The organism is Streptomyces sp. NBC_00620, from assembly GCF_026341825.1.
Classification (GTDB): Bacteria; Actinomycetota; Actinomycetes; order Streptomycetales; family Streptomycetaceae; genus Streptomyces.
On record NZ_JAPENY010000002.1, the window covers coordinates 1508169 to 1535164 of the forward strand.

Below are 26996 nucleotides of genomic sequence, written 5' to 3' on the forward strand. Positions count from 1 at the left end.
GTCACCCTTCCTGTGCCGCAGCGCACACGGCGCGCGTGATCCGTACCAGGTCCGCGTCACCGGTCACGTACGGCGGCATCGTGTAGACGAGGTCGCGGAAGGGCCGCAGCCAGACCCCCTCGCGTACGGCGGCTCGTGTCGCCGCCCGCATGTCCACCTCGTGGTCGAGCTGGACGACGCCGATCGCCCCCAGGACACGTACGTCCCGGACGCCAGGCAGCTCAAGGGCGGGCTCCAGGCCCTCGCGCAGCCCCGCCTCGATCCGCTTCACCTCGGTCCGCCAGTCCTGCCCGAGCAGCAGGTCGATCGAGGCGCAGGCGACGGCGGCCGCCAGCGGATTGCCCATGAAAGTGGGCCCGTGGGCGAGCACCGGGACCTCGCCCCGCGAGATCCCGTCGGCGACCCGCGAGGTACACAGCGTCGCCGCCATCGTCATATAGCCGCCGGTCAGCGCCTTGCCGACGCACATCACGTCGGGCGTCACGCCCGCGTGCTCCGCCGCGAACAGCGTGCCCGTGCGCCCGAAGCCGGTCGCGATCTCGTCGAAGACGAGCAGCACGTCGTGCGCGTCGCACGCCTCGCGCAGCACCCGCAGATACGTGGGGGAGTGGAACCGCATCCCGCCCGCGCCCTGCACCACCGGCTCGACGATCACCGCGGCCAGTTCATCGGCGTGCCGCTCGATGAGCGAGCGCAGCTGATCCGCGTACGACTCCTCGTACCCGTCGGGCGGAGCCTCCGCGAAGATCTGCCGCGGCAGCACGCCCTGCCACAGCTCGTGCATCCCGCCCTCGGGGTCGCACACCGACATCGGCTGCCAGGTGTCCCCGTGGTACCCGCCGCGCCAGGTCAGCAGGCGCTGCTTGGCGGGGCGGCCGAGCGAGCGCCAGTGCTGGAGGCACATCTTGACGGCGACCTCGACCGAGACCGAACCGGAGTCGGCGAGGAAGACGTGCTCAAGACCCTCGGGTGAGATGTCGACAAGGCGCTTCGCCAGCCGTACGGCGGGCTCGTGGGTGAGCCCGCCGAACATGACATGGCTCATGCGTTCCAGCTGGCCGCGCACCGCGTCGTTGAGCACCGGGTGGTTGTAGCCGTGAATGGCCGACCACCAGGACGACATGCCGTCGACCAGCTCGCCCGAACCGTCCGCCATCCGCAGCCGCACCCCGCTCGCCGACTCCACGACGAGCGGTTCCTGCCGGCCGGGCATCGGCCCGTACGGATGCCACACATGCCGCCGGTCGAGATCGAGCAGCTCGCGCATGGACCCGGGCACGGGCAGGTCAGGCATTGGGCGCGAGATCCGTTCCGGCACCCCGGCGGCGTACGGTCACCAGGTCCGTACGAGCCTCAGCAGGCGTTTCCACGGAAGCCGAACCTGCAGCGGCAACGGGAGTGGAAGCGGAACCGCACCCGCCGCCGCCCTCGTGCGAGCCGCAGCCCCCGCCCTCCGGCACCCGGTGCTCCGGGAGCGTCACCTCGCCCGCGCCCTCCACCTCGAACCCCGCGTCCGCGATCATGTCCAGGTCTGCCTTGCCTGCCTGGCCCTCGCTGGTGAGGTAGTCGCCGAGGAAGATCGAGTTGGCGAGGTGCAGGGCGAGGGGCTGCATCGTGCGGAGATGGACCTCGCGGCCGCCCGCGATGCGGACCTCGGCGTCCGGGCAGACGAACCGGACCATCGCCAGGATCCGCAGACACCGCTGAGGCGTCAGATTCCACTCCTTGGCGAGCGGGGTGCCCTCGAAGGGGATCAGGAAGTTCACCGGAACGGAGTCGGGGTCGAGCGCGCGGAGCGCGAAGACGACGTCGATCAGGTCCTCGTCGCTCTCGCCCATGCCGGCGATCAGACCGGAGCAGGCGGACAGGCCGGCCGCGTGCGCCTTCTGGACGGTGTCCACCCGGTCGGCGTACGTGTGCGTGGTCGTGATGTCCCCGTACGTCCCCTCGGACGTGTTCAGGTTGTGGTTGTACGCGTCCGCGCCCGCCTCGCGCAGCCGCTCCGCCTGGCCGTCGTTGAGCAGGCCGAGGCAGGCGCACACCTCGACGTTCTCGTTCTCGTCCTTGATCGCCTTGATGGTGTCGGAGACCCGGTCCACGTCACGGTCCGTCGGACCACGTCCGCTGGCCACCAGGCAGACCCGCTTGGCGCCCCCGGCCAGGCCCGCCGCCGCTGCCTTGGAAGCCTCCTCAGGCTTGAGCCAGGTGTACTTGAGGATCCCGGCCTTCGACCCCAGCCGCTGCGAGCAGTACGAGCAGTCCTCGGGACACAGGCCCGACTTGAGATTGACGAGATAGTTGAGTTTCACCCGTCGGCCGAACCAGTGGCGCCGCACCTTTCCGGCCGCGGCCACCACGTCGACCACATCGTCGTCGGAGGTGGCCAGCACGGCCAGAGCTTCTTCGCGGGTCGGCAGCTCGCGCCGAAGCCCCTTGTCCACCAGCGTGTTCAGCAGGTCCATGAGGTCCGATCCTGGCGTATACGACCGCTTGCGGCCAAGGAGAGTTTGTACAAGAGAGACGGTTCGACGTGTGGGTATTGCCACATCCTGGGTGGCTGGGCCGCCCGCTAGGGTCTGTGCACTGCCTACAAAAACCAGTGCTTGCGCCGGCGGCGGAAACCAGTGCCGCACGAGCACCGCCCGCCCCACACTAGTAACTACGGTCTGGAGGACCCATGGCGTTCGGCTGGATCGACGAGCAGGCGCAGGCGCGCCGCCGGGCCGGACTCGTACGCACCCTGCGCCCGCGCCCCGCCGACTCCCCGCTCCTCGATCTCGCGAGCAACGACTACCTCGGTCTCGCCCGCCATCCGGAGATCACCGAGGCCGCCGCGGCAGCCGCGAGAACGTGGGGCGGCGGTGCCACCGGTTCCCGGCTCGTCACCGGCACCACCGAACTGCACGGCGAACTCGAACGCGAGCTGGCAGGCTTCTGCGGCTTCGAGTCCGCGCTCGTCTTCTCCTCCGGGTACGCGGCCAACCTCGCCGCCGTCACCGCGCTCGCGCCGCACGGCTCCCTCGTCGTCTCGGACGCGGGCAACCACGCCTCGCTGATCGACGGCTGCCGGCTGGCCCGGGGCACCACACAGGTCGTGGCGCACGCCGACCCCGACGCCGTGCGTAAGGCGCTCAGCACCCACCGGGGGCCCGCCGTCGCCGTCTCCGACACGGTGTTCTCGGTGGACGGGGACGCGGCGCCGCTGGCCGGCCTCGCCACCGCCTGCCGGGAGTTCGGCGCCGGGATCGTCGTCGACGACGCCCATGGGCTCGGCGTCCTCGGCGACGGCGGCCGGGGCGCTCCGCACGCTGCGGGCCTCGCGGGCGCCCCGGACGTCGTGGTGACGGTCACGCTGTCCAAGTCGCTGGGCAGCCAGGGTGGTGCCGTCCTCGGGCCCGCTCCGGTCATCGACCACCTGGTCAACGCGGCGCGCACGTTCATCTTCGACACCGGTCTCGCGCCCGCGGCGGCGGGCGCGGCCCTCGCGGCGCTGCGGCTGTTGCGCCGCGAACCGGAGCGTGCCGCACGGGCCCGCGCGGTGGCCACGGCGCTGCACAGCCGTCTGACGGCCGAGGGCCTGGAGGCGGTACGGCCGGACGCCGCCGTCGTCTCCGTGCGCGCGCCGTCCCCCGAACGGGCCGTGCGGTGGGCCGCCGACTGCCGAGAGGCGGGACTCGCCGTCGGCTGCTTCCGCCCGCCGTCCGTGCCCGACGGCATCTCCCGGCTGAGGCTGACCGCTCGCGCGGACCTCACCGACGCGCAGATCGAGCACGCGGTGCGGGTGATCAGCGCAACCCGGTGATGCTCAGTCCCGTCCGATGACGCTCAGCTCAGTCCGGCGATAAAACCCTCCCAGGTGGCAGGGGCGAACAGCAGGGCGGGGCCTGCGGTGTTCTTGGAATCGCGGACGGCCACGAGTCCGGACCAGGGTCCTGGACCCGGCCGGGCCGTCTCGACGCAATTGTTCATTCCCGTACTCCGGCTGCTGCGCAGCCAGCGCGCGTCGTGCAGCGAAGTACTGGAAGGTACGTACCGAGGCAGTGCAGACATGGTGCCTCCTTACGCGCCGTCACCTATCCCGGCGATGTAATCCAATGAGTCCTCGGGCGAAAGGGCTTGGATCTGAAGGGCGTTGAAGGCCTCGCTGTAGGCCTGAAGGTCTTCTTTCCGTTCGAGATAGAGGCTACTCGTCAAGTGGTCGAGAACAACCACATCCAGATCAGATGTGCTCGGAAATGAGAAGATAACGAAAGGCCCGGTCACTCCGATGTGAGCCCCGGCGGTGAACGGCAGGACCTGAAGCCGCACTTGAGGCAGGGTGGCGGCCGTCCGCAGGCGGTGCAGCTGGCGTGCCATCACCTCCGGGCCGCCCACGTCCCGTCGCAGCACCGCCTCGTCCAGGACCGCGCTCAGTTCCAGGGGCGGATTCGAACGCAGCACGTCCTGTCGGGCCAGGCGCACCTCGACGAGCGCGTCGAGCTTGCTGTCCTCAAGTCCCCCCACGGCGGCCCGCGTCACCGCACGGGCGTACTCGGGTGTCTGCAGCAACCCCGGCACCACGGACGTCTCCAGCGTGCGCATTCCGCTGGCCTGCGACTCCAGGCTGATGAAGTCGCGGTACGTCGGCGGGAGCACACCGCGGTAGGCGTGCCACCAGTGGTGCCGCCCGTTGCCCTCCGCGCCCGCCAGGACGACCAGGAGGTCCCGTAAATCCGGTTCCTCGACGGCGTACGCGTCCAGGAGCCGCTCCACGTCCGAGGGCTTGACCCCACTCGTGCCGGTCTCGATCCGGCTCACCTTCGACTGGTGCCAGCCGAGGAGACGGGCCGCCTCCCCGCTCGTGAGGCCCGCACCCACGCGCAGAGCACGCAGTTCTGCACCGAGCTTGCGGCGGCGTACTGCGGGACCGTACTGCATGGCCGTACTCCTTACTCCTTCCGAGCCGCCCAAATACGGTCCTCCGTCGCAGAGTTCACCGCTTCGAGCGACAGATATATGCATATCTCGGTGGATCGCACCCGTGACCGGCCAGGTAATGGCAGTCTGGCGCGAAGCACCAGTCCGGGACCGTACTCGAACCATCCGCTCCGTGTCGGACCCCGGTCCCGTGGGAAAGGGACGACCGCGCCATGGCAGACCATCAGGAAGCATCCGTCACTCTGCCGAGCGATCCAGCCTCGGTCTCCGCGGCCCGGAAATTCGTCGCCGAAGTGCTGGCCGAATGGGGCCTGCCGGGTGACTCCGAAGTCGCCGACACCGTACGCCTGATCGTGTCCGAACTAGCCACCAACGCCGTCCAGCACACTTTCGGGCAGTCGCCCACCTTCAGAGTGGACGTCCGCCTCGAGCGGGACGAACACCTGCGCCTCGGCGTCACCGACAGCCACCCACGCTTTCCCAAACGACTGCCCGCAGCCGTCCAGCAGGACAACGGACGCGGCATGGTGATCATCCGCTGGCTGACCGCCGAGTGCGGCGGCAGACTAACCGTCCGGCCCACCCGCGAAGGCGGCAAGACCATCTCCATCGAACTGCCCTGGACGGCACCGGTCGAGCCGGTGACGGCAGGGGGTCCGCAAGAGCCCTGAAACCCGGTCCAGTTGTGCTGCGCGGCGGCGCGTCCGAAGGCGCCGCGCAGCGAACTCACGCCGCTGGGTCCGATTCCTCTCCTCGACCCTGTGTGGACGTGATGTAGCGCCCCACCAGCCGGGGCAGAACGGTCCACAGCGCCAGGCAGACGGCCAGAGTGCCCGCTCCCGCGGCGATCCCGGCGCCGCGCCCCAGCGTCACGTCCACGACGAGGAGCACCGCTCCGGTGAACGCCAGCATCAGCACGTAAAGGCCGACGTGGGTCAGCCAGGAGGAGACCCGCACGATGGCGGGTTTGACGTTCTGCTGGAACAGCGACCGGTGCAGGGCGGCCGGCGCCGTGAACAGGGCGGCGGCCAGGAACGCGAGCAGGAGGGTGGTGACGTACGTGGCGCGCTGTGCCGTGTCCAGCGAAGGAAAGCGCTGGGTGAAGGCCAGGGTCAGCAGAAAGGCGAAGAGGATCTGCACGCCGGTCTGGGTGACCCGCAGCTCCTGGAGGAGCTCGGCGAAATTGCGGTCGGCGCGCTCAAGAGGTTTCTCGTCGCGTTCCGTGCGGGGACGTTGTTCCACCATGGTGGACGAGTAACCGGTTCGACCGTGTTTCACGCCCTGCCGCACGTCCCGTGGGGGCGACGGCGCGTGCCGTCGCCCCCACGGACGGGTCAGCTGACCCGTCCGTACCAGACGCTCTTCGTCCAGATCTTCTGGAGCTTCACTACCTCCCCGGTCTTCGGGGAGTGCCAGATCTTTCCCTTCCCGGCGTAGATGCCGACGTGGTACACGCTCCGGCCCGAGTGGAAGAACACGAGGTCTCCGGCCTTGCGTTTCGAGGCGGAGACATGGTTGGTCTTGTTGTACTGCGCCGCGGCCGTACGAGGCAGCTTCTTGCCTGCCTTCTTGTACGAGTAGAGCGTGAGCCCGGAGCAGTCGAAGCGGCGCGGCCCAGCGGCGCCGTACTTGTACGGGGAGCCCTTCTTGGAAGCCGCGACCTGAAGTGCCTTCGTCGCCAGGGTGGCCGCTTCGGCGTCGGATGCGACGCCTGGGACCACGAGGCTGCCGCCCACGGCGGCGATGGTGAGAGCCGAGGCCGTACCGGCCCTCGTCCACAGCGACGGGACACGATTGAGCGCAGTCATGCGCAACCCTTCGTCAGCCGCCTGTGAAGGATGACCTGTCGGATTCGGGCTGGCGAAGTAGCCCGGCCGCGTACTGCGGCTTCACCCCAAGGACCGCCCGGATCTCTCCGGCGGCCCGTCGTGCTGGGTCCTCCACTCCTGCCGATGCACATCTGTCGACCGGTCATCCGGGAGGCGGCAGGACTCGGCGTCCGACCCGGACCGCCCCGCCGGTGTGGCGGGGGCTTGTCGTCGGAAGGGATCTTCACGCATCGACGTCGGAAAATCCGAGCGGAATCGGCGGTTTGTGGGGTTACTCACCACTCACCCGTTCGGGTGGACACCCCGCCGTTCGAGCGAGTGTCCAGTAGGCCGACGACGCCCGTACCAGCGACGGAGGGCTTCAAGTACGCATCCGCGCTACGCGCGTTGCGCAACTTCTGCGCGCTCTTGGAAGGACGGGTGTCTACGCCATCCGGGGGTACACCATCTGGTCCGTTTGAAACCCGGGCCGGACGCTCCGACGGGTCGGTGCGTGCGGTGGCCCGGGTAGGGGTGCGTCAGCTGTCGGAACCAGGCGGCAGGGTGACGCGGGCCGCCCGCCGCTCGCCGTCGAGGACACGCAGGGCCTGCGCCAGGGTCGGGGCGTGCACCTCGCTCTCGCCCCGCTGATGCATCAGCGCGAGGGCGTCCCGCAGCGCCGTCGCCTTGGCGACCAGCGCCTGAGCGGCCCTCAGACCTCGGTAGGTGTCCCCGGGGCGGGCCGGGTTGATACGGCCGAGCAGGTCGACCACGTCCAGGTAACGGTCGATCAACTCGGCTTCCGCGCGCGTCAGTGCGGGCAGCGGGGGCAGTTCGGGTGGGAGCATCGGCGGCTCACCTCGCGCCGGGTGTGGGGCGGGAAGCCTTGCGGCTCGGGATGATGCCGTCAATCAGTCCGTACGCCAGTGCCGCCGGCGCGTCGAGGATCTTGTCCCGCTCGATGTCCGCGGCGACCCGCTCCGGACTCTGGCCTGTGTGCCGCACGAGCATCTCCTCCAGCATCCTCCGAGTACGCGTCAACTCCTCGGCCTGGATGGCCAGATCAGAAGCCTGCCCGTGGATCGGCTCGGGAAACGACGGCTGGTGGATCAGCACGCGGGCACCCGGCAGCGCGAACCGCTTGCCCGGCGTACCGCCCGCAAGCAGCACGGCGGCGGCCGAAGCGGCCTGGCCGAGACAGACGGTCTCCACCTCGCAGGTGACGAACTGCATCGTGTCGTAGACGGCGGTCATCGCGCTGAGTGAGCCGCCGGGGGAGTTGATGTACAGCGAGATGTCCCGGTCCGGCGCCAGGAACTCCAGGTGCATGAGCTGAGCCATCACGTCGTTCGCCGATGTGTCGTCGACCGGCGTCCCGAGGAACACGATCCGCTCGTCGAGCAGCTTCGAATACGGGTCCAGGGTCCGGTGGCCCGCGCTGGTGCGTTCGGTGAACTCGGGCAGGACATGGCGGGCGGACGGGCGGTTCATGGCTTACGCCTCCTCGGCATCGCTTCTGTAAAAAATGTACAGGACGTACGTATGCCTTCGGAGGGTGCTCGCTGACAGCGAAAATCCCCGTGGAGCCAGGTGCTCCACGGGGATTCGGTGTACGGCGAGGATCAGGTGAGGGGGGCCGGGGCGGGTGTGCCGTAGAACGTGATCGCGGGCCAACCGCGGGACGCGGTCAGTTCGTTGAGGGCGTTCGCCACTTCGAGGGGGGTGATGGTGTTCGTCGTCGGAGCTTCGGAGAACGCGATGCTGAAGCTCAGGCTGATCTGGGCGGCGTAGTCGTCGACCGGCATCAGCGTCTTTCCGCTGAACTCCGTGCCGCTGGGGAAGGTGACCGTCGTGGCGTCGGCGGTCTCCGTTGCTTCAGTCGCCGTGGCCTGTGCCGTCCCGCTGGAGGCAAGCACGGCTCCCGCCGCCGCGGTCCCCGAGTACCCCAGCAGTGAACGTCTGGAAAGTTCGGACAAGGTCCCCTCCTCATTGTCATGCACGCCTCCCCCGGAGGCGGCGACTTGATCGTAGGGACGAATCCTTTTCGGCGGAGCTGAATGAGATCGTCCGCTCCGAGTGGGTTGTCGCAGGCCCGGTCTAAGCTGGATGACATGGCCTACGAGATTCCGGTGACGCAAGCCAGGGCTGAGCTCGCCGATCTGATCAACCGCGTGGTGTACGGCGGTGAGCGCGTCGTCGTGACGCGTCACGGGAAGCCTCTCGTCGCCCTGGTCTCCGCCGCCGACCTGGAACGCCTCGAGGAACTCCAGAACCCCGCGGAGGAGCAGGTCGTCAGCTCCTACTCCACCGTCCGCGAGGTCGCGCCCGCCCCGCGCGAGCGCCAGAGGTTCGGCATCGCGGCGGAGCACCGGGGACCCAACGTGTCGTAGCCGTGCGGTGGTTCGGCGGGGAACGGCAGGCAGAGGGCGGGGGCGGTGTGCCAACTACGTGGCACACCGCCCCCGCTGCCCCGGTAGGTGCGTGAAGGTCCGTCCCCATAGTGGGCGCAACCGCGAGGCACCCCGCGTCAGTTCACCAGCGCGGGCTGCCGCGCGGTGACCGTCTCGGGGGTGGTCGTCCGGCGTCGCTTGAGCGCGTCGCCCAGCAGTACCGCTCCCAGGCCGAGCGTGGCCCACCAGGCCAGGGTCAGCGTGGGCCCGATCGCGGCGGCGCCGTCGAAGAACGACACCGAGCGGAGCAGCGAAGCGCCCGCGCCCGGCGGCAGCCACTGGCCGATCGTGCCGACCGGCTCGGGCAGCATCTCCGGAGCGGAGGACGCGCCGGAGAAGGGGTTGCCGAGCAGGATGATCAGGAACCCTCCGAGTCCGATACCGGGAGGTCCGGCGAGCGCCGCCAGCCCTGCAACGGCGCCGCTCACCGCCAGCGTCGACAGGCTCAGCGCGCCGGCCTCGGCCCACCAGTCGCCGGAGAGAACACCCAGCCAGCTGTGCGCGATCGCGGCGGACACCACGCCGACGAGGACGGCGGCGCCGGTCAGCGCGCCGACGGCGCGGACACCGCGCAGACCGAGCAGCGTGGCGACGACGCCCGCGGCCACCCCGGCCAGCGCCATCGGGAGCACGCTCGAGGTGAGGGCGGCGCCGCGCGGGTCCTCGGTGGGGGCGGGGACGACATCGGTGGTCGTCACGGTCGTGCCCTGCGGAGCCTGGCCGGCCACCGCCTGCTGGAGCAGCTGGGCGACGAGCGGGCTCGCCGCGGACGCGGTGAGCAGCTTGGGGCCCTGCCCGGTGACGACGATCGCGCCGTATACGTTCCGGTCCTCGATGGCCTCCCGGGCGGCGGCCTCGTCGGCGTAGCGGTGGATCTCGAAGGCGCCGTCCTGCCGGGCGAGTTGCTTCTCGACCGGGGCGGTCGCGGAAACGGAACCCGCCACGCCCAGTGGCAGGTCGCGGGGCGCGGTACGGGCGGCGGGCCAGGCGAAGGCCCACAGGGCGAGAGCCACCAGTACGGGGACCAGCACGACCACGGCGGCCATGTTGCGGCGGTGCCGCAGCGGGGGCGATGCCACGTCGGAAGGGGGAACGGAGGTGGAGGACAAGGTCGGGCTCCCTCGATACAAGTAAAAAGAAGGATCGTTCGTTTTAGCGATGCCTTCACCATCCTGCGAGCCTGCCGCCTTGTCAAGAAAGAATGTTCGTTCTACGTTGAACGGCATGGCCCGCGTATCCCAGGAACACCTCGACGCCCGTCGCCGCCAGATCCTCGACGGCGCGGCCCTCTGCTTCGCCCGTAACGGGTTCCATGCCACGTCGATGCAGGACGTGCTGAAGGAGGTCGACCTCTCCGCGGGAGCCGTGTACCGCTACTTCAGCGGCAAGGAGGAGCTGATCGGTGCCATCGTCACCGAGGTCCTCGACGAGATCCGCGACACATTCGAGGCGGCAGCCCGGCAGCGCCCGATCCCACCCCCCGACGTGCTCATGGGATCGGTCATGAACAACATCCTGAACATGAAGCCGGGGCTCATGCACGAGGGGCAGTCGGTCTTCCCCCGGCTGGTGGTCCAGGTGTGGACCGAGACCCTGCGCAACGAGGACCTGTCGAGGGTCATCAACGAGGGCTACGCCAAGGTCCGCGCGGCCTGGGTCAAGGTGGTCGAGGGCTACCAGGACGCGGGCATGATGCGTGCCGACGTACCGCCCGAAAGCGTCGCCCGGATCATGATCGCCCTGGCTCAGGGGTTCGCCGCGCAGATGGCGCTGTTCGGTGCCGTGCCCGTCGAGGTGTTGCGGGAGGGACTGAGGGGTCTGATGAGCATGGGGGAGCCCGGCTCGCGGTCATGAGTGGATCAAAGGCTGGTTAACGTCGTTGAAACTCCGTCCAACTAGCCTGCGCATCCACGCCACCAGGGGTTTTGGTGGCTACGGCCACCGGACCCCGCACGGTCCGGAGCGAGGACTGTGAGGTGGGACGCCGTGCAACTGACACCGCACGAGCAAGAGAGGCTGCTGATTCATGTGGCCGCCGACGTGGCCGAGAAGCGGCGGGCCCGCGGGCTGAAACTGAACCACCCCGAGGCCATCGCCCTCATCACGTCGCACATCCTCGAAGGCGCGCGTGACGGCCGGACCGTCGCGGAACTGATGTCCTCCGGCCGCAAGATCCTCAACCGGGACGACGTCATGGAGGGCATCCCCGAGATGATCCACGACGTCCAGGTCGAGGCGACCTTCCCGGACGGCACCAAGCTCGTCACCGTCCACGATCCGATCGTCTGACGGGGGAGCGAGAGCCATGATTCCCGGAGAGATCCTGTTCGCCGACGGGCCCGTCGCCTTCAACGAAGGCCGTGAGGTCACCCGGCTGACCGTCCTCAACGCCGCCGACCGGCCCGTCCAGGTCGGCTCCCACTACCACTTCGCCGAGGCCAATCCCGGTCTGGAATTCGACCGTGCCGCCGCGCGCGGCAAGCGGCTCAACGTCGCCGCCGGCACCGCTGTGCGCTTCGAGCCCGGGATCCCCGTAGACGTCGAACTCGTTCCGCTCGCCGGTGCCCGCGTGGTGCCCGGACTGCGCGGGGAGACCGGAGGTGCCCTCGATGCCTGAGATCTCGCGTGCCGCGTACGCCGATCTGTTCGGCCCCACCACCGGCGACCGTATCCGGCTCGCCGACACCGACCTGTTGATCGAGATCGAGGAGGATCGTTCCGGCGGTCCCGGGCTCGCGGGTGACGAGGCGGTGTTCGGCGGTGGCAAGGTCATCCGCGAATCCATGGGGCAGGCGCGCGCTACGCGCGCAGACGGCACCCCGGACACGGTCATCACGGGCGCGGTGATCGTCGACCACTGGGGGATCATCAAGGCCGACGTGGGTATGCGCGACGGCCGGGTCACCGGCATCGGCAAGGCGGGCAACCCGGACACCATGGACGGGGTGCACCCCGATCTGGTCATCGGTCCGGAGACCGAGATCATCGCGGGCAACGGGCGGATCCTGACCGCGGGCGCCATCGACGCGCACGTCCACCTGATCTGTCCGCAGATCGCCGACGAGGCGCTGTCCGCCGGAATCACCACGCTGATCGGCGGTGGCACCGGTCCTGCCGAGGGCTCGAAGGCGACGACGGTCACGCCCGGCCCCTGGCATCTGGCGCGGATGCTGGAGGCGATGGAGGAGTACCCGCTCAACTTCGGTCTGCTCGGCAAGGGCAACACCGTCTCGCGCGACGCCATGATGTCCCAGATCCGCGGCGGCGCCCTCGGCCTCAAGATCCACGAGGACTGGGGGTCCACGCCCGCCGCCATCGACGCCGCGCTGACCGTCGCCGACCGGACCGGCATCCAGGTCGCCATCCACACGGACACGCTGAACGAGTCCGGCTTCGTCGGCGACACCCTCGCCGCCATCGCCGGACGCGGCATCCACGCGTACCACACCGAGGGCGCGGGCGGCGGGCACGCACCCGACATCATGACCGTGGTCTCCGAACCGCACGTGCTGCCCAGCTCCACCAACCCGACCCGGCCCTACACCGTCAACACCGCCGAGGAACACCTCGACATGCTGATGGTGTGCCACCACCTGAACCCGGCGGTGCCCGAGGACCTGGCCTTCGCCGAGTCCCGGATCCGGCCGTCGACGATCGGGGCCGAGGACATCCTGCACGACCTCGGCGCCATCTCGATCATCTCCTCGGACGCCCAGGCCATGGGCCGGGTCGGCGAGGTCATCATGCGGACCTGGCAGACCGCGCACGTGATGAAGCGGCGCCGAGGGGCGCTCCCCGGTGACGGCCGTGCGGACAACCACCGTGTACGTCGCTATGTCGCCAAGTACACGATCAACCCGGCGCTCGCGCAGGGCCTCGCCCGCGAGGTCGGCTCCGTCGAGACCGGCAAGCTCGCCGACCTCGTGCTGTGGGAGCCCGCGTTCTTCGGGGTCAAGCCGCACCTCGTCATCAAGGGCGGGCAGATCGCGTACGCGCAGATGGGCGACGCCAACGCGTCCATCCCGACACCGCAGCCGGTGCTGCCGCGGCCGATGTTCGGGGCGATCGGGCGGGCGCCGGCGTCCAACTCGTTCAACTTCGTCGCCCCGCTCGCCATCGAGGACGGACTGCCCGAGCGCCTCTCGCTCGGCAAGCGCTTCGTCGCCATCGAGTCGACTCGCGCGGTCACCAAGGCGGACATGCGTGAGAACGACGCGCGTCCACACGTCCGGATCGACCCCGACAGCTTCGCCGTGCACATCGACGGGGAGCTGGTCGAGGCGACTCCGGCCGCCGAACTGCCCATGGCCCAGCGTTACTTCCTCTTCTGATGTCCAGGGCAGCGCTTCTCGTCCTGGCCGACGGCCGCTTTCCCGCCGGAGGGCACGCGCACTCCGGCGGGGCCGAGGCGGCCGTCAAGGCCGGGCGCATCACGGGTGCGGCGAGTCTTGAGGACTTCTGCCGGGGGCGGCTGCACACGGCGGGGCTCGTGTCGGCCTCGCTGGCCGCGGCCGCTGCGATCGGGGTCGATCCGGTGGCGCTGGACGTGGCGGCGGATGCGCGTACGCCGTCGCCCGCGTTGCGGGTTGCCGCGCGGCGTCTTGGTCGGCAGTTGATGCGGGCGGCTCGGGCGACGTGGCCCTCCGCCGAACTCGACTTGCTGGCGCGGGAGTTTCCCAAGGGGGCGCATCAGCCGGTGGTGCTTGGGCTGGCCGCGCGGGCTGCGGGGCTCGGGCCGGAGGATGCCGCGTACTGCTCCGCGTACGAGGCGGTCAGTGGGCCGGCTACGGCGTCGGTGCGGTTGCTCAGTCTGGATCCGTTCGATGCCACCGGGGCGTTGGCTCGGCTTGCGCCGGAGCTGGATCTCGTGGCGCGGGCTGCTGCCGACGCTGCTCGCCTTGCGATCGACTTCGGGGTGGACGCGCTGCCTGCGGCTTCCGCGCCGTTGCTGGAGATTGGTGCGGAGGCGCATGCGGCCTGGCCTGTACGTCTGTTCGCGTCGTAGCGTTTTTTCGCCCCCTCCGCCCCTACCCGTCCCTTGTTCCTGGGGGCTCCGCCCCCAGACCCCCGTATCGGCCTGAACGACCTCGTCCTCAAACGCCGGACGGGCTGAAAGATCTCTCCCCGGCCGGAGCTGAAGAGCGCTACCCCTGACCGGAGCTGAAAAGCACCACCCCTGGCCGAGGCTGAAATCACCCCCTGGCCAGAGCTGAAAAGCCACCATCTGGAGCCGCCACCATGCACCTCGACCACTCCCACGACGGGCCCTCCGCTCTCAGCGCCGACGCCCACCGTCCCGATGGCACCCGCCGGGCCCTCCGTATAGGGCTCGGTGGGCCGGTCGGCTCGGGCAAGACCGCCACCGTCGCCGCGCTCTGCCGGGCTCTGCGCGAGGAGTTGTCCCTTGCCGTTGTCACGAACGACATTTACACGCGTGAGGACGCCGAGTTCCTGTTGCGTGAGGCGGTGCTGCCGCCCGAGCGGATCACTGCAGTGGAGACGGGGGCCTGCCCGCACACGGCGATCCGGGACGACATCTCCGCCAACCTCGAAGCGGTCGAGGATCTGGAGGACGAGGTCGGTCCGCTGGACCTCATCCTCGTCGAGTCCGGGGGCGACAACCTCACCGCGACCTTCTCCAAGGGGCTGGTCGACGCACAGATCTTCGTGATCGACGTGGCGGGCGGGGACGACATCCCGCGCAAGGGCGGGCCCGGGGTGACCACGGCCGACCTGCTGGTGGTCAACAAGACCGACCTTGCGCCGTACGTCGGGTCCGATCTGGGGCGGATGGCCGCCGACGCGAAGACGCAGCGGGCCGAACTGCCTGTGGTGTTCCAGTCGTTGCGGGCCGAGGGCGGGGTCGCGGACGTCGCCGCGTGGGTGCGGGAGCGGCTCGCCGCGTGGACGGCATGACGACGGGGGTACGGGCCACCGCGCGGATCGGGGCGCAGGACGACGGCCGGGGCGGTACCTCCCTGCCGGTGCTCGAGGGGGACGGGCCGCTCGCCCTGCGGCGCACCCGGGGCGTGGGATCCGAGGCGCGGGTCATGCTCGTCGGCGCGATGAGCGGCCCGCTCGGCGGTGACCACTTCACCGTGGAGGCGGAGGCCGCGGAAGGAGCCCGGCTGCACATCGGGTCGGCGGCCGCCACCATCGCCCTGCCGGGACAGGCCAAGGGCGAGTCGCGCTACGACGTGCGCCTGAAGGTGGCCGACGGGGGTGAGCTGCGTTGGCTGCCCGAGCAGTTGATCTCCGCCAACGGGAGCGATCTGTACGTCTCCTCGCGGATCGAGCTGGCGGCCGGAGCCCGGCTCGTCTTCCGGGAGGAGCAGGTACTAGGTCGGGCGGGTGAGGAACCCGGTCGGCTCAGCAGCCGTCTCACTGTGCGGCTCGACGGACGGCCGTTGCTGGACCAGGAGCTGTCCTGCGGACCGGGCGCCCCCGGCGGCTGGGACGGTCCCGCGGTCCTGGCAGGGCATCGTGCGCTGGGTCAACTGCTCGTCGTACGGCCGGAGTTCGCAGACGTACCAGTGCAGGCGCGGCTCCTTGGCGACTACGCCTCGCTCATGCCGCTCGCCGGTCCCGCCGTGCTCGTGACCGCGCTGGCGTCGGACGCGCTGCGGCTGCGGCGGGTGCTGGACGAGGCGCTGAGTTCGCTCGACTGAGGCCCATGATGCGGCTGTCTCCGCTCAACGGGGCAGCTCTCACCGGTTATCGGATTAGTAAAGAACCCACGCGGCATCTGTTCTCAGGTACCTCACAGCCGAAAGGATCCCCGTACCAATCGCAACGATGTACGGGGAGGTCCCACTTGAGGGGCATCAGACCGACGAAACGGGTGACAGCGCTCGGTTCGGCCGGAGCGCTCGTCACGGCGACCCTGATAGCCGGAGCCGTGGCGGCTCCGTCGGCCACCGCCGACGCAGGCCACGGGCAGGACCGCGAGGCCCGCGGAGCGGCGATCGCTGCGGACCGGGCCGCCAAGGCCGGGATCGACTGGCAGGACTGTCCGGCCGACTGGGGCTTCGTGAAGCCGATCCAGTGCGGCTGGGTGACCGTCCCGCTCGACTACGCCCACCCGAACGGCAAGAAGATCAAGCTCGCCGTCGACCGCATCGGGAACACGGGCACGCAGGCGGAGCGCCAGGGCGCCCTCGTCTACAACCCGGGCGGCCCCGGCGGCTCCGGCATGCGTTTCCCGACCCGGGTGACCAACAAGAACCCGATCTGGGCGAACACGGCGAAGGCGTACGACTTCGTGGGCTTCGACCCGCGCGGTGTCGGCCACTCGGCGCCCATCTCCTGCATCGACCCGCAGGAGTTCGTGAAGGCGCCCAAGGCCGACCCCGTGCCGGACTCCGAGGCGGACAAGCGTGCCCAGCGCAAGCTTGCCGCCGAGTACGCGGACGGCTGCGCCGAGCGCAGCGGCGACATGCTGCCGCAGATGACCACGCCGAACACCGTGCGCGACCTGGACGTCATCCGGGCCGCACTCGGCGAGAAGAAGCTCAACTTCCTGGGCGTCTCCTACGGCACGTACATCGGCGCCGTCTACGGCACGATGTACCCGACGCACGTCCGGCGCATGGTCGTCGACAGTGTCGTCAACCCGTCGCGCGAGAAGATCTGGTACGAGGCCAACCTCGACCAGGACGTCGCCTTCGAGGGCCGCTGGAAGGACTGGGAGGACTGGGTCGCCAAGAACGACGCGACCTTCCACCTCGGCGACACCCGGGCCGAGGTGCAGGACCAGTGGCTGAAGCTGCGGGCCACCGCGAAGGCGAACCCGATCGGCGGGGTCGTCGGTCCCGCCGAGCTCATCGGCTTCTTCCAGAGCGCCCCGTACTACGACTCCTCGTGGGTGCCGGTCGCCACCGTGTTCAGCCAGTACGTCGCCGGTGACACGCAGGCGATCGTCGACGCCGCCGCACCCGACCTGTCGGACACCGCGGGCAACGCCTCCGCGGAGAACGGCAACGCCGTCTACACGGCCGTCGAGTGCACCGACGCCAAGTGGCCCACCAGCTGGAAGAAGTGGGACCGGGACAACACGCGGCTCAACAAGGACTACCCGTTCATGACCTGGGCCAACGCGTGGCTGAACCTGCCGTGCGCCACCTGGCCGGCCAAGCAGCAGACCCCGGTCAACGTGAAGACCGGCAAGGGCCTGCCTGCTGTCCTGATCGTGCAGTCCACGAATGACGCCGCCACCCCGTACGAGGGCGCCGTCGAACTGCACCAGCGTTTCAAGGGCTCCCGCCTGATCACCGAGAAGGACGCGGGCTCGCACGGCGTGACCGGCCTGGTCAACCCGTGCATCAACACGCGGGTGGACACCTACCTGCTCACCGGGAAGACGGACGCGGCCGATGTGACGTGCGCGCCGCACGCCACGCCCAAGCCGTAACCACGCACGAAGGCAGGGGCGGCCGGATCTCCGGCCGCCCCTCGCTCATGTCGCCGACCAGGCGTCCTCGGCGGCGTAGTCGAAGAGATCCCCGTACGCCTGGAACATCTTGGGATACGCCTCCCGCCAGTCCCGTCCGGCCAGTTGGCGCTCGATCGACGCGACCGTCTCCGGCAGCGACTCGGCGTACTCCACCACCGGGCGGTAGCCCAACTCCCGTTCGGCCGCCGACATGTCGCAGACCATGGGAGCCGGAACGGTCCACGGGGTGTCACCCACGGTCGGAGCGGGCGGCGGGCCGTCCACCAGAACGCTCTCCGTCTCGACGCCCATCACGGCGTCGATCGCCGCGCAGATCTCGGCCACCGTGGGCGCCTCGGGATCGCAGGCGTTGAGGACACGCGGCCCCGGCCGCGCGGCAGCCAGGCGGATCAGCTCGGCGATGTTGTGGACGCTCGCCGGATGGAAGCGGCTCGTGCCGCCGAACGCGAGGATCCGTCTGCGCCGGCTGTCGAGGTTGCGCTTGACGACATACAGCTCGCGGGGTGTGCGGCAGTACGGGCCGTGGATGGCGCCCGCGCGCAGCAGGGTCGTCGGCAACTGGTCGGCGGCCGCGAGGAGTTCGTGCTCCAGCGCGGCCTTTCGGCTGCTGTACGTGTCGTCACCGGGCCGCACGGTGCGCAGGCTCTCGGGGATCGGCACCGGGTACTCGGGGAACCCGTCCGGCTCGGACTGGGTGTCGAAACCGCGGCCCTTGTCGTCCTCGTACACCGACACGCTGGAGATCACCACTGCCGAGCCGACGCGATCGGCGAGCCCTGCCAACTGCCGTGCGTGTTCCGCCCCGTAGGCGACCATGTCGACGAGCACGTCGCAGCCGTCGCCGATCACCTCGGCCAGCGCCGCGTCGTCCGCCCGGTCGAGCCGCGCGGAGCGCACTTCCTCCGGCCAGGTTCCGTCCCGGCCGCCGCCGAGCGAGGCGGCCGTCACCTCCCAGCCGTCCCGCGCGAGCGCGCCCACGGCCGCGCGTCCGATCTGCCCTGTCGCTCCGATCACTACAGCACGTCTCATACGTATAAAATGTACAGGACGTACGGCTAGTGCTGCCGGGCTTTCAACTCAGCGGCAGCCGTGGGAACTTGCGGGCGTTCTCCGCGCGCTCCGCTGCCTCCTCGGCCTTGACGACGGCCGCGTACTGGTCGACGTACTCCTGCTCGGAGAGGGTGAGGATGGCGTACATGATCTCGTCGGTGATGGCGCGCAGGATGGCCTTCTCGTTCTCCATCCCGGCGTAGCGGGAGAAGTCGAGGGGCTTGCCGAAGCGGATGGCGACGGGGTGGATCTTCGGGATCTTCCGGCCCGGCGGCTGGGCCTCGAAGGTGCCGATCATCGCGCAGGGGATGACGGGTGCCTGGGCCTTCAGGGCCATCACCGCGACGCCGACCTTGCCCTTGTAGAGGCGGCCGTCGTGGGAGCGGGTGCCCTCCGGGTAGATGCCCAGCAGTTCGTCCTTGGCCAGGACGCCGAGCCCCTCGCGGATCGCGGCCTGGCCCGCGTCCTTGCCCGAGCGGTCCACCGGGATCTGCCCGGCGCTGCGGAAGAAGGCGGCGATCAGCCGGCCCCTGATGCCGGGGCCCGTGAAGTACTCGGCCTTCGCGAGGAAGGTGATGCGGCGCTTGAGGATCGCGGGCATCAGGAAGTGGTCCGAGAAGGACAGATGGTTGCCGGCGACGATGGCCGCCCCCGACGACGGGATGTGCTCAAGGCCCTCGATCCGAGGCCGGAAGACCAGTCTCAACAGCGGACCCAGAAGCACGTATTTGAGCACGTAGTAGAACATGTGGTTGCTCCTCGCCCCGGCGGATCGGCTCAACCGCCGCGTTCTAGCAGGTCAGCGGCGCGCGGTGGGGTGTCAGTGTATGGGCAGGTGTGGTCCGTTGGAACGGTGCCTTACCGGCCTCCTGCTGAACCTCTGCCGATCATGCCGGACCGGCCACTTCCTTGGCGCCTCGGCTGACCGAGGTGGGGACGCCGCTGGGGCGACACACCGGCCGGTGTGTCGCCCCAGCGGCGTCTCGCCGCACGTGCCGCGGGTGGTCGCCCACCCCCGTTCTGCGTCCGGGCCGGGTCCTCGCTCCCCGGGTCCGCCGCGCCGTTTTCAGGCGCCTCGCGTCAGAACTTTCTCCAACGCCCCGAGAGCCGACCGCAGTTCGTCGCCGGTGATGGTCAGCGGAGGGGCCAGCCGGATCGTCGAACCGTGCGTGTCCTTGACCAGGACGCCCTCGCGCATCAGGCCCTCGCTGATCTCGCGGCCCGTGCCGATGGCGGGATCGATGTCCACGCCCGCCCACAGGCCGCGCGCGCGGAAGCCCTCGACACCCCGGCCCACGAGCGCGGCCAGACCGTCCCGCAGGACCACGCCCAACTCGGCCGCCCTGCGCTGGAATTCACCGGTCTCAAGGAGTTCGACGACGGCCGAACCGACCGCCGCGGCGAGCGGGTTGCCGCCGAAGGTCGAACCGTGCTCGCCGGGACGCAGTACTTCGAGCACGTCACGCCGCCCGACCACCGCGGAGACCGGCACGATGCCGCCGCCGAGCGCCTTGCCGAGGAGGAGAAGGTCCGGGACGACCGCCTCGTGCTCGACGGCGAGGGTGGTGCCCGTGCGGCCCAGACCCGACTGGATCTCGTCCGCGATGAACAGGCAGCCCTTGCGGCGGGTCAGCTCGCGGACGCCGGCGAGGTAGCCGTCGGCCGGGATGACGACCCCCGCCTCGCCCTGGATGGGCTCGATCAGCACGGCCGCAGTCGTCTCGTCGACGGCCGCTTCGAGCGCGGCGAGGTCGTTGTACGGGACGATCCGGAAACCCGGCGTGAAGGGCCCGAAGCCCGCACGGGCCGTCTCGTCCGTGGAGAAGCTGACGATGGTGGTCGTACGGCCGTGGAAGTTGTCGGCGGCCACGACGATCGTCGCCTGGTCGGGTGCGACGCCCTTCACCTCGTACGCCCACTTGCGGGCCACCTTGACGGCGCTCTCCACCGCCTCCGCGCCCGTGTTCATCGGCAGCACCATGTCCAGGCCCGTCAACTCGGCCAGCGACTGGGCGAACTGGGCGAGCCGGTCGTTGTGGAAGGCGCGCGAGGTGAGCGTCAGCCGGTCGAGCTGGCGGTGCGCGGCCTCGATCAGCACCGGGTTGCGGTGACCGAAGTTGAGGGCCGAGTAGCCCGCCAGCATGTCGAGATAGCGACGGCCCTCGACGTCCTCGACCCAGGTGCCCTCGGCGCGGGCGACGACCACGGGCAGCGGGTGGTAGTTGTGCGCGAGGACGGGCGCCTCGGCGCGGATCAGTTCCTCGGACGTACGCGTGAGCGCGGGAGCGGTCATGAGCGGATCTCCTGAGTGCAGCACTTGATTCCGCCGCCGGCCTTGTGGAACTCCGAGAGGTCGACGGGGACAGGGACGTAACCGTGGTCCGCGAGCCGGCCGGCGAGCGCCTCGGCGCCCGGCGAGACGAAGACGTGCCGGCCGTCGGAGACGGAGTTGAGGCCGAAGGCCATGGCGTCCTCGCGGGTGGCGAGCACCGCGTCCGGGAAGAGCCGCGCGAGCACCTCGCGGCTGCCGGGCGAGAACGCCTCCGGGTAGTAGCAGATGTTCTCGTCGTCGAGCACGAACAGCGCGGTGTCCAGGTGGTAGAAGAGCGGGTCCACCAGCTGGAGGCTGATCACCGGGACGCCGAAGAACTCCTGCACCTCGCGATGGGCCTCGCGGGTCGTACGGAATCCGGTGCCGGCCAGGACGTACCTGCCCACGGGGATCAGATCGCCCTCGCCCTCGCACACCGACTCCGGGCGGTAGACGTCGAAGCCGGCCGACTTGAACCAGGTCTCGTACGCCGTGGACTCGGGGCGCCGCTGGGGGGCATGGAAGTACGAGCCGAAGACGCGGCCCGCCAGGACGAGCGCGGAGTTCGCCGCGAACACCATGTCCGGGAGGTCGGCGACCGGCTCGACGGAGTCGACGGTGTGGCCGTGGGTGCGGTAGGCGCGGATCAGCGCCTGCCACTGGTCGCGGGCGAGGTCCACGTCCACGGGTGTGTCCGGGTGCATCCAGGGATTGATCGCGTACTGCACGGCGAAGTGTCTGGGTTCGCAGACGAGAAAACGCCGGGGGCGTTGCACACGGCTGTCGGGCACAGAGAGGTTCCTCCGCTTCCTGCGGTGTTGGCTGACGGTGCCTACACGGTAAGAAACGGGGGATACGTGCGACAAGCGACGAGAGCTGCGTGTCTGCGCAGGATTGCTGCGTCTTCAGACGTCTCAGCGCATGTTTGATGCGTCACCCGGGGCGGGGTGGGTCGCCCCCGCCTCCGGAGCCTCCGGCAGCAGATGGGACAGCACCATGTAGCTGATCGTCTTCCGGATGAACGGCTCGTCCCTGATCCGCTCAAGCACCTCCTCGAAGTGCTCCACATCGGTGGCCCGTACGTGCAGCAGCGCGTCCGCGCCGCCGGTCACGGTCATGGCCGCGGCGATTTCGGGGTAGTTGCGCACGACCTCCGCGATCCGCCGGGGCGGGGCCGCGCCCTCGCAGTACACCTCCACGTACGCCTCCGTACGCCAGCCGAGCGCCGCCGGCTTCACCGTGGCCGTGAACCCGGTGATCACGCCGGTCTCGCGCAGCCGGTCCACACGGCGCTTGACCGCCGTGGCCGAGAGCCCGACCGCCGCGCCGATCTCCGCGAAACTGGTCCGCGCGTTCGCCATCAAGGCTGTGATGATCTTGCGGTCGATGTCGTCGAACATCGCGGGCTTGCTGCTCATGGCGGCACTGTATCCAGCGACACCCGCCAGGCCCGTGCGGCGGCGACTTCCACGCCGCTCCCCGGCGGCATCCACGCCCGTCCAGCGGCAGCCTCCACGTCCCGCACATGTCCAGACGTGGGAATTCCTCCTACACTCCACCTTCATGCTGCGCGCCCTCGCCGTCGACGACGAACAACCGTCCCTCGAGGAACTCCTGTATCTGCTGAACGCCGATCCCCGGGTCGCCGGCGCCGAGGGCGCGAGCGACGCGACCGAGGCGCTGCGCCGGATCAACCGGGCGCTGGAGTCCGGCCCGGACGGCCCGGAGGCGATCGACGTCGTCTTCCTCGACATCAACATGCCCGGACTCGACGGCCTCGACCTGGCCCGGCTGCTCACCGGATTCGCCAAGCCGCCGCTCGTCGTGTTCGTCACCGCCCACGAGGGCTTCGCCGTCCAGGCCTTCGACCTCAAGGCCGTCGACTACGTCCTGAAGCCGGTACGCAGAGAGCGCCTCGCCGAGGCCGTACGCCGCGCCGCCCAGCTCATGGACGCCGCCCCGCTGATACCCGTGCACGAACCCGACCCGGACCACATATCCGTCGAGCTCGGCGGGGTGACCCGCTTCGTGGCCGTCGAGGACATCACCCACGTCGAGGCACACGGCGACTACGCACGCCTGCACACCGCCCAGGGCACCCACCTCGTACGCATCCCGCTGTCCACCCTCGAAGAGCGCTGGCGCTCCCGGGGCTTCGTCCGCATCCACCGCCGCCACCTCGTCGCCCTGCGCCACATCGGCGAACTCCGGCTTGACGCGGGCACGGTGAGCGTCCTCGTGGACTCCGTCGAACTCCAGGTCAGCCGCCGTCACGCCCGCGAACTGCGCGACCTGCTGCTGCGCCGGACCACGAGCTGAGGGGGGCGGCGTGCCACAGGATCCGACCGAACGCCGCGTCACGGTCACCGGTGTGCCCCGGCGCACCCGCAGGACGACCGGCTACTACCGGCCGAGAACCGAGATCGACGAGCAGACCACCCTCGGCCACACCTATGTCCGCTCGCTCATGCGCAGCCAACTCCGGGTGGCACTCGTGGTGTTGGCGGTCCTGGTGCTGCTCGTCGCACCGCTGCCCCTGGTGTTCGCCGCGATGCCGGACGGCGCGACCCTGGAGTGGGCCGTGCTCGGATTCTGCGTGTACCCGCCGCTGGTGCTGCTCGCCCGCTGGTACGTGCGCCGCGCCGAACGCAACGAGAGGGACTTCGTGCGCCTGGTCGAGGACCGCTGAACGTGGACCAGAACTACGCCGTCCCCGCGGTCGCCCTGGTGGTCGTGGCGACCGTCCTGGTCGGCGCGTTCGGCCTGCGCATCTCCAGAACCACCTCCGACTTCTACGTCGCCTCGCGCACCGTCGGTCCACGGCTCAACGCGGCCGCGATCAGCGGCGAATACCTCTCCGCCGCCTCCTTCCTGGGCATCGCGGGCCTGGTGCTCGTCCAGGGCCCCGACATGCTCTGGTACCCCGTCGGCTACACGGCCGGCTATCTCGTCCTGCTCCTGTTCGTCGCCGCCCCCCTGCGCCGCTCCGGCGCGTACACCCTGCCCGACTTCGCGGAGGCCCGGCTCGGCTCACAGGCCGTGCGACGCCTCGCCGGTGCCTTCGTCGTCGGCGTCGGCTGGCTGTATCTGCTGCCCCAACTACAGGGCGCGGGACTGACGTTGGCCGTGCTGACCGACGCGCCCGACTGGTTCGGCGGGGTGCTCGTCGCGGTCGTCGTGGTCGCCACCGTCGCCGCGGGCGGCATGCGCAGCATCACCTTCGTGCAGGCCTTCCAGTACTGGCTCAAACTCACCGCCCTGCTGGTCCCCGCGCTCTTCCTGGTCCTCGCCTGGCAGAGCGACGGCGCCCCGCGCGACGCCTTCGACGAACCCGCCGCCTTCCGCGAGCAGAGCGTCGTCCGCGTCGACGACAGCCTCGACCTGAAGCTCTCCCAGCCGCTGGGCGTCACCGCGACGGGCACCGTCGACGGTCGACGGTACGAGGACGAGCGGGTCGAACTCCCGGCAGGCGTCCACCACATCCAGCGCGGCACCCGGCTGACCTTCACCAAGGGCGACCCGGTCCCGGCGGCCGACCGCGGCAGCAACGGCGGCATGTCCACCTCGCTGGCGTCGGGCCGCGAGGAACGCCCCCTGTACGCCACGTACGGACTGATCCTCGCCACCTTCCTCGGCACGATGGGACTGCCCCACGTGGTCGTCCGCTTCTACACCAGCCCGCACGGCGTTGCCGCCCGCCGCACCACGGTCGCCGTACTCGGCCTGATCGGCGCCTTCTACCTCCTCCCGCCTGTCTACGGCGCGCTGGGCAGGCTGTACGCCCCCGAGCTCACCCTCACCGGGCAGGCGGACGCGGCCGTACTGCTGCTGCCCGACCGGATGATCGGCGGAGTCGGCGGCGACCTCCTGGGCGCGCTGGTCGCGGGCGGGGCCTTCGCGGCGTTCCTGTCGACCGCGTCCGGACTGACCATGGCGGTGGCCGGCGTGCTCACCCAGGACGTGCTGCCCTCGCGCGGAGTACGGCACTTCAGGCTGGGCACCGTGCTCGCCATGGCGGTGCCGGCCGCGGCGAGCATGCTCGTGGGCGGGCTGCCGGTCGCCGACGCCGTCGGGCTCGCCTTCGCCGTGTCCGCGTCCTCGTTCTGCCCGCTGCTCGTCCTCGGCATCTGGTGGCGGCGGCTGACCCCGCCGGGCGCGGCCGCCGGAATGCTGATCGGCGGCGGCTCCGCGCTCGTCGCCGTCGGTGCGACCATGGCGGGCTTTCCGGGCACCGGTCCGCTGCACGCCCTGCTCGCCTGGCCCGCACTGTGGTCGGTGCCGCTCGGGTTCGTGACGATGATCGTGGTGTCCCTCGCCACGCCGGGGCGGGTGCCGGTGGGCACCGCGGCGATCCTGGCGCGCTTCCATCTGCCGGAGGAGCTGGCCCGGGGCCAGGTGCGGGCGGAGGCCAAGGCATGAGGCGGCACGGCGGGGGGAGGTCGGGTCTTGGGGTGATACGTGCCCGAGGAGGCCACGTATTGAGGTGGCACGGCGCGTGGAGGCCGCGTCATGGGGTGGCATGCGCGCGGTGGCCGAGCCATGAGGCGACAGGCGCTCGCGGAGGTCACGTCATGAGGCGACACGTGCGCACGGAGGTCACGTCATGAGCGGCTTCATCGCGGGGCTCTGCGTCGCCGTACTCCCGCTCCTCGCCGCCGGTTTCTGGCTCGGCAGGCGCACCGCGCGGCCCGGGAGCCTCGGGGGGCTCGGCACCCCCGTCGAGCACGCCACCTTCCAGACCCTGCACACCGCCTCGCTCGCCGCGCCTCCGTTGCGCGCGGGCCTCACCGAGGAGACGGCGGGCCGGTCCGCCCGCCGCCTGCGCACTCTCCTCGGCACCGACGCGCTGTGCCTGACCGACCAGGAGACCGTCCTCGCCTGGGACGGAGTGGGGGAGCACCACCGCACCGAGATCATGGCGCGGCTCGCAGGACCGCTGGAAACCGGCCGAGGCGAGGCCTTCCGTCTCACCTGCGAGGAACCCGACTGCCCGCTGCGCTGGGCCGTCGTCGCCCCGCTCACCGTCGACGAGCGGGTACACGGAGCGCTCGTCGCCTGCGCGCCCCGCGAGTCCGCCGTCCTGGTCCGGGCCGCGGGCGAGGTCGCCCGCTGGGTCTCGGTGCAACTGGAACTCGCCGACCTCGACCAGTCCCGTACCCGCCTGATCGAGGCCGAGATCAAGGCGCTTCGCGCCCAGATATCCCCGCACTTCATCTTCAACTCGCTCGCGGTGATCGCCTCGTTCGTCCGCACCGACCCGGAGCGCGCCCGCGAACTGCTCCTGGAATTCGCCGACTTCACCCGCTACTCGTTCCGCAGGCACGGCGACTTCACCACCCTCGCAGACGAACTGCACGCCATCGACCACTACTTGGCGCTGGTCAGGGCCCGCTTCGGGGACCGCCTCTCGGTCACGCTGCAGATCGCGCCCGAGGTGCTGCCGGTGGCGCTGCCCTTCCTCTGCCTCCAGCCGCTCGTGGAGAACGCCGTCAAGCACGGACTCGAGGGCAAGACCGACAAGAGCCACATCAGCATCACCGCGCAGGACGCGGGCGCCGAGGCACTCGTCGTCATCGAGGACAACGGCACAGGCATGGACCCCGACCGGCTGCGCCGCATCCTGGCCGGAGAGGTCAGCCCCTCGGACGGCATCGGACTGTCCAACGTCGACGACCGGCTGCGCCAGGTGTACGGGGACGACTACGGCCTTGTCATCGAGACCGCGGTGGGAGCGGGCATGAAGATCACCGCCCGGCTGCCGAAATACCAGCCGGGCGTACATTCGGCCGCGCCGCTCCCGCGCCAGTGAGCCTCAGGTGCTGCGCGAGGCCACCATCCCCAGCGTGATCAGGCCGAGCACGACCCAGCCGAACCACAGCCAGCCGTTGCTGCCGAGCGCCACCGTGTAGGCCGTCACGACGACGAGCCCGCCCACGGTGAGCACTCCCATCGTCTTCGTCGAACCAGGCGTAGAACCGGGCATCGAACCGGGCATCTCAGCACCCTCC

General features: G+C 70.2%; 31 protein-coding genes and 1 riboswitch. Of the genes, 15 read left to right on the plus strand and 16 right to left on the minus strand.

Features of this window, described 5'->3' with window-relative positions; all coding sequences use genetic code 11:
* Position 1: 1 nt before the first annotated feature.
* Positions 2-1294, minus strand: coding sequence for an adenosylmethionine--8-amino-7-oxononanoate transaminase (locus OG246_RS26060; protein ID WP_266468420.1), 1293 nt, complete (start codon positions 1292-1294; stop codon positions 2-4).
* Positions 1287-2462, minus strand: a complete 1176-nt coding sequence (gene bioB, locus OG246_RS26065) for a biotin synthase BioB (RefSeq protein ID WP_266468423.1) — start codon at positions 2460-2462, stop codon at positions 1287-1289. The genes OG246_RS26060 and bioB overlap by 8 nt, the downstream gene beginning before the upstream one ends.
* 215 nt (positions 2463-2677) lie before the next feature.
* Between bioB and OG246_RS26070 the strand changes: the two genes are divergently transcribed.
* Positions 2678-3802, plus strand: a complete 1125-nt coding sequence (locus OG246_RS26070) for an 8-amino-7-oxononanoate synthase (protein WP_266468431.1) — start codon at positions 2678-2680, stop codon at positions 3800-3802.
* A 23-nt stretch (positions 3803-3825) separates the two neighbouring features.
* Here OG246_RS26070 and OG246_RS26075 read toward each other — a convergent pair whose 3' ends face one another.
* Complete coding sequence (locus OG246_RS26075) at positions 3826-4050, minus strand: DUF397 domain-containing protein (protein ID WP_266468434.1); 225 nt, start codon at positions 4048-4050, stop codon at positions 3826-3828.
* Between the two features lie 9 nt (positions 4051-4059).
* Positions 4060-4917, minus strand: a complete 858-nt coding sequence (locus tag OG246_RS26080) for a helix-turn-helix transcriptional regulator (protein ID WP_266468437.1) — start codon at positions 4915-4917, stop codon at positions 4060-4062.
* A 212-nt stretch (positions 4918-5129) separates the two neighbouring features.
* Here OG246_RS26080 and OG246_RS26085 point away from each other — a divergent pair, with 212 nt between their 5' ends.
* Positions 5130-5588: an ATP-binding protein gene (locus OG246_RS26085; protein ID WP_266468440.1), complete on the plus strand. Its 459-nt coding sequence runs from the start codon at positions 5130-5132 to the stop codon at positions 5586-5588.
* Between the two features lie 55 nt (positions 5589-5643).
* Here OG246_RS26085 and OG246_RS26090 read toward each other — a convergent pair whose 3' ends face one another.
* The 5 genes from OG246_RS26090 to OG246_RS26110 form a co-directional block, all read right to left on the minus strand.
* Positions 5644-6162, minus strand: a complete 519-nt coding sequence (locus OG246_RS26090) for a DUF6328 family protein (protein WP_266468443.1) — start codon at positions 6160-6162, stop codon at positions 5644-5646.
* 89 nt (positions 6163-6251) lie between these two features.
* Positions 6252-6725 carry a C40 family peptidase gene (locus tag OG246_RS26095; RefSeq protein WP_266468446.1) on the minus strand — a complete coding sequence of 158 codons (474 nt, stop codon included), beginning with the start codon at positions 6723-6725 and terminating at the stop codon, positions 6252-6254.
* Positions 6726-6728: 3 nt separating this feature from the next.
* Positions 6729-6915, minus strand: a riboswitch (cyclic di-AMP (ydaO/yuaA leader).
* A gap of 349 nt (positions 6916-7264) precedes the next feature.
* Positions 7265-7573 (minus strand): hypothetical protein, encoded by a 309-nt coding sequence (locus tag OG246_RS26100; RefSeq protein ID WP_266468448.1) that lies wholly within the window; start codon positions 7571-7573, stop codon positions 7265-7267.
* Between the two features lie 7 nt (positions 7574-7580).
* Entirely contained in the window at positions 7581-8216 is a 636-nt protein-coding gene (locus OG246_RS26105; RefSeq protein WP_266468451.1) for an ATP-dependent Clp protease proteolytic subunit, read from the minus strand.
* A 131-nt stretch (positions 8217-8347) separates the two neighbouring features.
* Positions 8348-8701: a hypothetical protein gene (locus OG246_RS26110; RefSeq protein ID WP_266468454.1), complete on the minus strand. Its 354-nt coding sequence runs from the start codon at positions 8699-8701 to the stop codon at positions 8348-8350.
* 135 nt (positions 8702-8836) lie between these two features.
* On the opposite strand from OG246_RS26110, the gene OG246_RS26115 reads away from it, so the two are divergent.
* On the plus strand, positions 8837-9115 hold the full coding sequence (locus OG246_RS26115; protein WP_266468459.1) for a type II toxin-antitoxin system Phd/YefM family antitoxin: 279 nt from the start codon (positions 8837-8839) through the stop codon (positions 9113-9115).
* Between the two features lie 137 nt (positions 9116-9252).
* Here the strand turns inward: OG246_RS26115 and OG246_RS26120 are convergent, their stop codons facing one another.
* Positions 9253-10221: an ABC transporter permease gene (locus tag OG246_RS26120; RefSeq protein ID WP_266470911.1), complete on the minus strand. Its 969-nt coding sequence runs from the start codon at positions 10219-10221 to the stop codon at positions 9253-9255.
* 178 nt (positions 10222-10399) lie between these two features.
* Between OG246_RS26120 and OG246_RS26125 the strand changes: the two genes are divergently transcribed.
* The 8 genes from OG246_RS26125 to OG246_RS26160 all read left to right on the plus strand — a co-directional run bounded on the left by OG246_RS26125 (position 10400) and on the right by OG246_RS26160 (position 17585).
* On the plus strand, positions 10400-11029 hold the full coding sequence (locus OG246_RS26125) for a TetR/AcrR family transcriptional regulator (protein ID WP_266468461.1): 630 nt from the start codon (positions 10400-10402) through the stop codon (positions 11027-11029).
* Positions 11030-11161: 132 nt separating this feature from the next.
* A complete protein-coding gene (locus OG246_RS26130) occupies positions 11162-11464 on the plus strand; it encodes an urease subunit gamma (RefSeq protein ID WP_266468462.1) in 303 nt (100 codons plus the stop codon).
* 16 nt (positions 11465-11480) lie between these two features.
* A complete protein-coding gene (locus OG246_RS26135) occupies positions 11481-11792 on the plus strand; it encodes an urease subunit beta (RefSeq protein ID WP_266468464.1) in 312 nt (103 codons plus the stop codon).
* The gene (locus tag OG246_RS26140; protein WP_266468466.1) at positions 11785-13506 is read left to right on the plus strand and encodes an urease subunit alpha; all 1722 of its coding nucleotides are present in this window, start codon (positions 11785-11787) and stop codon (positions 13504-13506) included. The genes OG246_RS26135 and OG246_RS26140 overlap by 8 nt, the downstream gene beginning before the upstream one ends.
* The gene (locus OG246_RS26145; protein WP_266468469.1) at positions 13506-14180 is read left to right on the plus strand and encodes an urease accessory protein UreF; all 675 of its coding nucleotides are present in this window, start codon (positions 13506-13508) and stop codon (positions 14178-14180) included. The genes OG246_RS26140 and OG246_RS26145 overlap by 1 nt, the downstream gene beginning before the upstream one ends.
* A gap of 233 nt (positions 14181-14413) precedes the next feature.
* Entirely contained in the window at positions 14414-15091 is a 678-nt protein-coding gene (gene ureG / locus OG246_RS26150) for an urease accessory protein UreG (RefSeq protein WP_266468471.1), read from the plus strand.
* Positions 15088-15843 carry an urease accessory protein UreD gene (locus tag OG246_RS26155; protein WP_266470913.1) on the plus strand — a complete coding sequence of 252 codons (756 nt, stop codon included), beginning with the start codon at positions 15088-15090 and terminating at the stop codon, positions 15841-15843. The genes ureG and OG246_RS26155 overlap by 4 nt, the downstream gene beginning before the upstream one ends.
* A gap of 146 nt (positions 15844-15989) precedes the next feature.
* Positions 15990-17585: an alpha/beta hydrolase gene (locus OG246_RS26160; protein WP_266468473.1), complete on the plus strand. Its 1596-nt coding sequence runs from the start codon at positions 15990-15992 to the stop codon at positions 17583-17585.
* Between the two features lie 45 nt (positions 17586-17630).
* On the opposite strand, the gene OG246_RS26165 is transcribed toward OG246_RS26160, so the two are convergent.
* The 5 genes from OG246_RS26165 to OG246_RS26185 form a co-directional block, all read right to left on the minus strand.
* On the minus strand, positions 17631-18656 hold the full coding sequence (locus tag OG246_RS26165; protein ID WP_266468476.1) for an NAD(P)-dependent oxidoreductase: 1026 nt from the start codon (positions 18654-18656) through the stop codon (positions 17631-17633).
* A 43-nt stretch (positions 18657-18699) separates the two neighbouring features.
* The gene (locus tag OG246_RS26170; RefSeq protein WP_266468480.1) at positions 18700-19425 is read right to left on the minus strand and encodes a 1-acyl-sn-glycerol-3-phosphate acyltransferase; all 726 of its coding nucleotides are present in this window, start codon (positions 19423-19425) and stop codon (positions 18700-18702) included.
* Between the two features lie 318 nt (positions 19426-19743).
* Positions 19744-20970, minus strand: coding sequence for an ornithine--oxo-acid transaminase (gene rocD / locus OG246_RS26175; protein ID WP_266468483.1), 1227 nt, complete (start codon positions 20968-20970; stop codon positions 19744-19746).
* Positions 20967-21779 (minus strand): dimethylargininase, encoded by an 813-nt coding sequence (gene ddaH / locus OG246_RS26180; protein ID WP_266468486.1) that lies wholly within the window; start codon positions 21777-21779, stop codon positions 20967-20969. The genes rocD and ddaH overlap by 4 nt, the downstream gene beginning before the upstream one ends.
* A 123-nt stretch (positions 21780-21902) precedes the next feature.
* The gene (locus tag OG246_RS26185; RefSeq protein ID WP_266468490.1) at positions 21903-22406 is read right to left on the minus strand and encodes an Lrp/AsnC family transcriptional regulator; all 504 of its coding nucleotides are present in this window, start codon (positions 22404-22406) and stop codon (positions 21903-21905) included.
* A 145-nt stretch (positions 22407-22551) separates the two neighbouring features.
* Between OG246_RS26185 and OG246_RS26190 the strand changes: the two genes are divergently transcribed.
* From OG246_RS26190 to OG246_RS26205, 4 genes are all read left to right on the plus strand, one after another.
* Entirely contained in the window at positions 22552-23307 is a 756-nt protein-coding gene (locus OG246_RS26190) for a LytTR family DNA-binding domain-containing protein (protein WP_266468494.1), read from the plus strand.
* Positions 23308-23317: 10 nt separating this feature from the next.
* A complete protein-coding gene (locus tag OG246_RS26195) occupies positions 23318-23677 on the plus strand; it encodes a hypothetical protein (protein WP_266468497.1) in 360 nt (119 codons plus the stop codon).
* A gap of 2 nt (positions 23678-23679) precedes the next feature.
* Positions 23680-25407, plus strand: coding sequence for a cation acetate symporter (locus OG246_RS26200; protein ID WP_266468500.1), 1728 nt, complete (start codon positions 23680-23682; stop codon positions 25405-25407).
* A gap of 184 nt (positions 25408-25591) precedes the next feature.
* Entirely contained in the window at positions 25592-26797 is a 1206-nt protein-coding gene (locus OG246_RS26205) for a sensor histidine kinase (RefSeq protein WP_266468502.1), read from the plus strand.
* A 3-nt stretch (positions 26798-26800) separates the two neighbouring features.
* On the opposite strand, the gene OG246_RS26210 is transcribed toward OG246_RS26205, so the two are convergent.
* Positions 26801-26983, minus strand: coding sequence for a hypothetical protein (locus OG246_RS26210; protein WP_266471043.1), 183 nt, complete (start codon positions 26981-26983; stop codon positions 26801-26803).
* Between the last annotated feature and the right edge of the window lie 13 nt (positions 26984-26996).

Bases quoted from the DNA above. Each gene is read 5' to 3' on its own strand.
- OG246_RS26090 (WP_266468443.1), bottom strand. From the start codon at position 6,162: ATGGTGGAACAACGTCCCCGCACGGAACGCGACGAGAAACCTCTTGAG.
- bioB (WP_266468423.1), bottom strand. From the start codon at position 2,462: ATGGACCTGCTGAACACGCTGGTGGACAAGGGGCTTCGGCGCGAGCTG.
- OG246_RS26095 (WP_266468446.1), bottom strand. From the start codon at position 6,725: ATGACTGCGCTCAATCGTGTCCCGTCGCTGTGGACGAGGGCCGGTACG.
- OG246_RS26080 (WP_266468437.1), bottom strand. From the start codon at position 4,917: ATGCAGTACGGTCCCGCAGTACGCCGCCGCAAGCTCGGTGCAGAACTG.
- OG246_RS26070 (WP_266468431.1), top strand. From the start codon at position 2,678: ATGGCGTTCGGCTGGATCGACGAGCAGGCGCAGGCGCGCCGCCGGGCC.
- ureG (WP_266468471.1), top strand. From the start codon at position 14,414: ATGCACCTCGACCACTCCCACGACGGGCCCTCCGCTCTCAGCGCCGAC.
- OG246_RS26105 (WP_266468451.1), bottom strand. From the start codon at position 8,216: ATGAACCGCCCGTCCGCCCGCCATGTCCTGCCCGAGTTCACCGAACGC.
- OG246_RS26135 (WP_266468464.1), top strand. From the start codon at position 11,481: ATGATTCCCGGAGAGATCCTGTTCGCCGACGGGCCCGTCGCCTTCAAC.
- OG246_RS26165 (WP_266468476.1), bottom strand. From the start codon at position 18,656: ATGAGACGTGCTGTAGTGATCGGAGCGACAGGGCAGATCGGACGCGCG.
- OG246_RS26100 (WP_266468448.1), bottom strand. From the start codon at position 7,573: ATGCTCCCACCCGAACTGCCCCCGCTGCCCGCACTGACGCGCGCGGAA.
- OG246_RS26060 (WP_266468420.1), bottom strand. From the start codon at position 1,294: ATGCCTGACCTGCCCGTGCCCGGGTCCATGCGCGAGCTGCTCGATCTC.
- OG246_RS26120 (WP_266470911.1), bottom strand. From the start codon at position 10,221: ATGGCCGCCGTGGTCGTGCTGGTCCCCGTACTGGTGGCTCTCGCCCTG.
- OG246_RS26125 (WP_266468461.1), top strand. From the start codon at position 10,400: ATGGCCCGCGTATCCCAGGAACACCTCGACGCCCGTCGCCGCCAGATC.
- OG246_RS26115 (WP_266468459.1), top strand. From the start codon at position 8,837: ATGGCCTACGAGATTCCGGTGACGCAAGCCAGGGCTGAGCTCGCCGAT.
- OG246_RS26085 (WP_266468440.1), top strand. From the start codon at position 5,130: ATGGCAGACCATCAGGAAGCATCCGTCACTCTGCCGAGCGATCCAGCC.
- OG246_RS26190 (WP_266468494.1), top strand. From the start codon at position 22,552: ATGCTGCGCGCCCTCGCCGTCGACGACGAACAACCGTCCCTCGAGGAA.
- OG246_RS26205 (WP_266468502.1), top strand. From the start codon at position 25,592: ATGAGCGGCTTCATCGCGGGGCTCTGCGTCGCCGTACTCCCGCTCCTC.
- OG246_RS26185 (WP_266468490.1), bottom strand. From the start codon at position 22,406: ATGAGCAGCAAGCCCGCGATGTTCGACGACATCGACCGCAAGATCATC.
- rocD (WP_266468483.1), bottom strand. From the start codon at position 20,970: ATGACCGCTCCCGCGCTCACGCGTACGTCCGAGGAACTGATCCGCGCC.
- OG246_RS26140 (WP_266468466.1), top strand. From the start codon at position 11,785: ATGCCTGAGATCTCGCGTGCCGCGTACGCCGATCTGTTCGGCCCCACC.
- OG246_RS26155 (WP_266470913.1), top strand. From the start codon at position 15,088: ATGACGACGGGGGTACGGGCCACCGCGCGGATCGGGGCGCAGGACGAC.
- OG246_RS26170 (WP_266468480.1), bottom strand. From the start codon at position 19,425: ATGTTCTACTACGTGCTCAAATACGTGCTTCTGGGTCCGCTGTTGAGA.
- OG246_RS26210 (WP_266471043.1), bottom strand. From the start codon at position 26,983: ATGCCCGGTTCGATGCCCGGTTCTACGCCTGGTTCGACGAAGACGATG.
- OG246_RS26145 (WP_266468469.1), top strand. From the start codon at position 13,506: ATGTCCAGGGCAGCGCTTCTCGTCCTGGCCGACGGCCGCTTTCCCGCC.
- OG246_RS26075 (WP_266468434.1), bottom strand. From the start codon at position 4,050: ATGTCTGCACTGCCTCGGTACGTACCTTCCAGTACTTCGCTGCACGAC.